Below are 4,133 nucleotides of genomic sequence, written 5' to 3' on the forward strand. Positions count from 1 at the left end.
TTGAAAAACGGAAAAAAGTTTGCACCACATAAGACAAAGTCAACACTGCTATTACTACAATAATTTGAGCCGCTTCAATTCCTAATGCAAACTCTAATAAAGGTAGTAATTTATCGGAGGCATCACCTGGTAAAATTGTCTTAAAATAATTTGAAAAACCAAGTCCGTGAATAATTCCAAAGAACAACGTTACTATTGATTCAAAAGTAATATTGTCTTTTTTAGCTGATTTTCCTGCAGTAAAAAGGTGAAAAGTGGCTGTTACCAATATAGTGATAGGAATTAGAAACTCTATTAAAATAACTTGAATTTGAACCACTCCATAAACCGACAATAGTAAAGCTAACGTATGTCCGATGGTAAAAAGCGATACCAAAACAAAGACATTTTTCCAATCTTTAAAGGCATACGGAATTACTAAAGCCATTAAAAATAAAACGTGGTCATATGCATTAATGTCTAACACATGTTTAAGACCAATATTAAAATACATCCAAAATTCTGACATAACTACAATTTATTTGGGGATTTTCAAACTTACGATTTATTTTTAAATGTTTCCAAATTCTGTATCACAAAAGCACACGAAATTGTTGAAAAAAATGGATTTTTTGTTTAATTTTGCTCTAACAAAAAAACAAACAACATGTCAATTTCAGATTTATTCGATAGCGGTTTTAGAAATAGAAATAAGGGTCATTTTTCAGCAATTGTAAGAGTAGCTTTGTCTGATGGTATTATTGGTCCAGAAGAAAAACACTTCTTAGATAAATTAGCTATCAAATTAGAAATTTCTCAAGCAGAATATGAAGAAATTTTAGAAAATCCTTTAAAATACCCTGTAAACCCGCCTTTATTGCATACACATCGTTTAGAGCGTTTATATGATTTATCTAGAATGGTATATGCTGATGAGCATGTTACGGGTGACAAAGAACAAGATTTATTAAAAAAATATGCTTTAGCTTTAGGATTTACTCCAGGAAATGTAGGTTATATCGTAGATAAAGCCTTAAAATTAGTAGATATGAATGTGGATTTAGACACGTTCACTTACGAAATGCAACACATGAACAGATAATTGAAACTGTTTTAAAATACAAAAGCACAAATTCGAATGAGTTTGTGCTTTTTTTTGTCCTAACAAACACGCTGTTTTTCATGCGATTACAAAAAGTTTAAAATGTTAATTTTTTTAAAGTTTAAGAATATAATTACATTTTTATTTTATAAAAGTTTTTTGTTCATCTTCCTGAAAGTACTACTACGTTAAAATGGGTTAAAGAATAATTTGAAAATTTTCACAGTAACATTTCTTTTGTCTGCTCGACTAATTAAAAAAATAAAATATATGAGAGCACACGAAATAGATTACCATATTTATGGTGAAGAAATGCAATATGTTGAAATTGAATTAGACCCACAAGAAGTAGTGGTTGCCGAAGCCGGAAGTTTTATGATGATGGAAAATGGCATCAAAATGGAAACTATTTTTGGCGATGGAAGTCAAGACCAACAACAAGGTATTTTTGGTAAATTGTTATCAGCAGGTAAACGTGTTTTAACAGGTGAAAGTTTGTTCATGACAGCTTATCAAAACCAAGATTTCGGAAAACGAAAAGTATCTTTTGCTTCTCCTTATCCGGGGAAAATTGTACCTATTGATTTACAACAATTAGGTGGAAAATTCATTTGTCAGAAAGATTCATTTTTATGCGCTGCAAGAGGCGTTTCTGTTGGAATCGAATTCACTAAAAAAATCGGAACCGGATTATTTGGTGGTGAAGGTTTCATTATGCAAAAGGTTGAAGGAGACGGAATGGCGTTTGTGCATTCAGGTGGAACTTTGGCTAAAAAAGAATTGCAACTAGGTGAATTACTTCGCGTTGATACAGGATGTTTAGTAGGTTTTACTAAAGATGTAGATTACGATATTGAGTTCGTTGGCGGAATTAAAAACACCATTTTCGGTGGGGAAGGTGTTTTCTTTGCAACACTTCGCGGACCGGGAACCGTTTATGTTCAATCGTTACCATTTAGTAGATTAGCCGGAAGAATTTACGCAAGCGCTCCTCAAAACGGTGGAAATAGAGAAGAAGGAAGTCTTTTAGGTGGGTTAGGAAGAATGCTAGACGGGGATAACCGATTTTAATAACAAAAAGAGCTTTTAAGCTCTTTTGTTATTCATTATCACTTGCATACCATTCTGCAAAAGAAGACTCGGTTTCTTGTAAGCGTAGTGAATGTAATTTTATGTTTGGAGGCAATAAGTTTTTAATTTTATTTGAAAAATCAATCACCATATTTTCACTAGTAGGCTGGTATTCTACTAAAATAACATGATGGCCTCTTGTTTTTAATTCATGGGCTAATTCTATGTGTGGGGTGTTTTTATTAAAAACAGTAGCATGATCAAACACATCAACAATTTGCTCTTTTACAATTTTTTTTAAATCACCAAAATCTATCACCATTCCATATTTTACATTGGAAGTATCTTCAATAGGTTTTCCAATTACTGTTACGGATAATTTGTAACTATGGCCATGAACATTTTTACATTTTCCATCATATCCGTAAAGTGCATGTCCAGTTTCAAAATTAAATTGTTTGGTAATACGTATGTTTGACATAATTTGTTTTTTTATTTTATTCTTTCTTTTTTGCTCTGCTGTATAGTATATAGGCAATTCCTACTAACACAACAAAAGGGATAAACGATCCTATTAATACGCCTATTTGATATTGGCCGTCTGGTGCATCTTTCAACTTCTGTTCGACACTAACTTGTTGAAGAAAAAGAATTAAATTTATCATTTTTAAAATTTTTTTAATGCTTTTTTTGTAAAATCTGATAAAACCAATCGACCAGAAATAGCAGCTCTATCATAAAGTAAGCTGTCCCAATTATCGGTTCCTTCCCAAAGTACTTTTTTCATTTCGGCTAATGCTTCAATGTTGTATTTTGCAAGTTCATTAATATAATCTTCTAGTCTAATATCTAAATCTTGAATAGTATCAAAAATCTCAGAATATAAGCCTTTTTCGAATGCCCAAGTAGCCGATTTCCATTCTGTAGGAGTTAATGCCATTTGGGCTAAGGAAGTTTTGCCTAATTTTCTACTAACCACTGGTTCTATAACAAAAGGTCCAATTCCAATAGCTATTTCCGACAATTTAATATCACTTTTTATTGTTGCAAAAGTATAGTCACAAGCGGCTGCTAAACCAACACCACCACCAACAGCCTTACCATGAATTCTTCCAATAATTAATTTGGAACATTTTCGCATAGCGTTGATAACATTGGCAAATCCAGAGAAAAAATCACTCCCTTCTTCATAATTAGAAATCGCAATTAATTCATCAAAAGAGGCACCAGCACAAAAAGCTCCGTTTCCTTGACTTTGGAGAACAATGACGGCAACTTCTTCATTTTGATTTAATGATTGTAATTCACTTGTTAATTGTTGAAGCAATGAACTTGGAAAAGAGTTACTTGCTACTTGTGAGAATGTAACTTTTGCAATATTGTTTGCGATTTCTGTTTTAATTGAGCCTAATTCCATTATTATCTTTTTAGACTGAAATGTGATTTAAATTCTTTCTTTATATTATTTTCTACATATTCTACTTTAAACCAATAATCTGTTGATGGTAGTATATTCCCATTATAAGTTCCATCCCATCCTTCCCCATATGGACTAATTTGTTTTAATAATTTACCATACCTATCGTAAATGTGGATTACCCCTTCGTATGATTCAGGTAAATAAATATTCCATTTATCGTTATAACCGTCATTATTAGGTGTAAAATAATTATTGTAATTTATAGTTTGAATCAAATTGGTTTGCAATAGTCCACACCCTTGAATATCTCTTACATATACTGAATAAGATCCATTAGGTAAATCTGTAAAAATAGGGCTTGATTGCCAATCAATAGCGTTCAAACTATACTCATATTCTCCAAAACCTCCAACTGCAGTTACTTCAATTGCAGCCAATCCTGTTGAGAATGCTGGAGTTAACAAAGTAGCAAAAACAGACTGGGGTTCGGAAGAAAAAGTTGCTGTAATAGTATCCGTTTCCGAACAATTAGTTATATTATTGGTAACAACAACTGAATAA

At 32.0% G+C, this 4,133-nt stretch carries 7 protein-coding genes; 2 read left to right on the forward strand and 5 right to left on the reverse strand.

The features are described 5' to 3' along the window. Positions 1-508, reverse strand: a 508-nt coding sequence (locus B4I81_RS01940; protein WP_291106829.1) for a HupE/UreJ family protein, incomplete at its 3' end; no start/stop codon positions are given. A 138-nt stretch (positions 509-646) separates the two neighbouring features. On the opposite strand from B4I81_RS01940, the gene B4I81_RS01945 reads away from it, so the two are divergent. Together B4I81_RS01945 and B4I81_RS01950 are read left to right on the forward strand one after the other, a co-directional pair. Further along, the gene (locus B4I81_RS01945) at positions 647-1,081 is read left to right on the forward strand and encodes a TerB family tellurite resistance protein (RefSeq protein WP_291106831.1); all 435 of its coding nucleotides are present in this window, start codon (positions 647-649) and stop codon (positions 1,079-1,081) included. 270 nt (positions 1,082-1,351) lie between these two features. Continuing rightward, entirely contained in the window at positions 1,352-2,152 is an 801-nt protein-coding gene (locus B4I81_RS01950) for a TIGR00266 family protein (RefSeq protein WP_291106833.1), read from the forward strand. Positions 2,153-2,180: 28 nt separating this feature from the next. Here B4I81_RS01950 and B4I81_RS01955 read toward each other — a convergent pair whose 3' ends face one another. The 4 genes from B4I81_RS01955 to B4I81_RS01970 all read right to left on the reverse strand — a co-directional run. Continuing rightward, complete coding sequence (locus tag B4I81_RS01955) at positions 2,181-2,633, reverse strand: 6-pyruvoyl trahydropterin synthase family protein (RefSeq protein ID WP_291106835.1); 453 nt, start codon at positions 2,631-2,633, stop codon at positions 2,181-2,183. A 16-nt stretch (positions 2,634-2,649) separates the two neighbouring features. After that, entirely contained in the window at positions 2,650-2,817 is a 168-nt protein-coding gene (locus B4I81_RS01960; protein ID WP_291106837.1) for a hypothetical protein, read from the reverse strand. A 2-nt stretch (positions 2,818-2,819) separates the two neighbouring features. Further along, positions 2,820-3,569 (reverse strand): enoyl-CoA hydratase/isomerase family protein, encoded by a 750-nt coding sequence (locus B4I81_RS01965; RefSeq protein WP_291106839.1) that lies wholly within the window; start codon positions 3,567-3,569, stop codon positions 2,820-2,822. Between the two features lie 2 nt (positions 3,570-3,571). Next, positions 3,572-4,133 (reverse strand): T9SS type B sorting domain-containing protein (locus tag B4I81_RS01970; protein ID WP_291106841.1); only part of this gene is annotated, 562 nt, incomplete at its 5' end.

The organism is Flavobacterium sp. UBA6195, from assembly GCF_002422095.1.
Classification (GTDB): Bacteria; Bacteroidota; Bacteroidia; order Flavobacteriales; family Flavobacteriaceae; genus Flavobacterium.

Bases quoted from the DNA above. Each gene is read 5' to 3' on its own strand.
- B4I81_RS01945 (WP_291106831.1), top strand. From the start codon at position 647: ATGTCAATTTCAGATTTATTCGATAGCGGTTTTAGAAATAGAAATAAG.
- B4I81_RS01950 (WP_291106833.1), top strand. From the start codon at position 1,352: ATGAGAGCACACGAAATAGATTACCATATTTATGGTGAAGAAATGCAA.
- B4I81_RS01955 (WP_291106835.1), bottom strand. From the start codon at position 2,633: ATGTCAAACATACGTATTACCAAACAATTTAATTTTGAAACTGGACAT.
- B4I81_RS01960 (WP_291106837.1), bottom strand. From the start codon at position 2,817: ATGATAAATTTAATTCTTTTTCTTCAACAAGTTAGTGTCGAACAGAAG.
- B4I81_RS01965 (WP_291106839.1), bottom strand. From the start codon at position 3,569: ATGGAATTAGGCTCAATTAAAACAGAAATCGCAAACAATATTGCAAAA.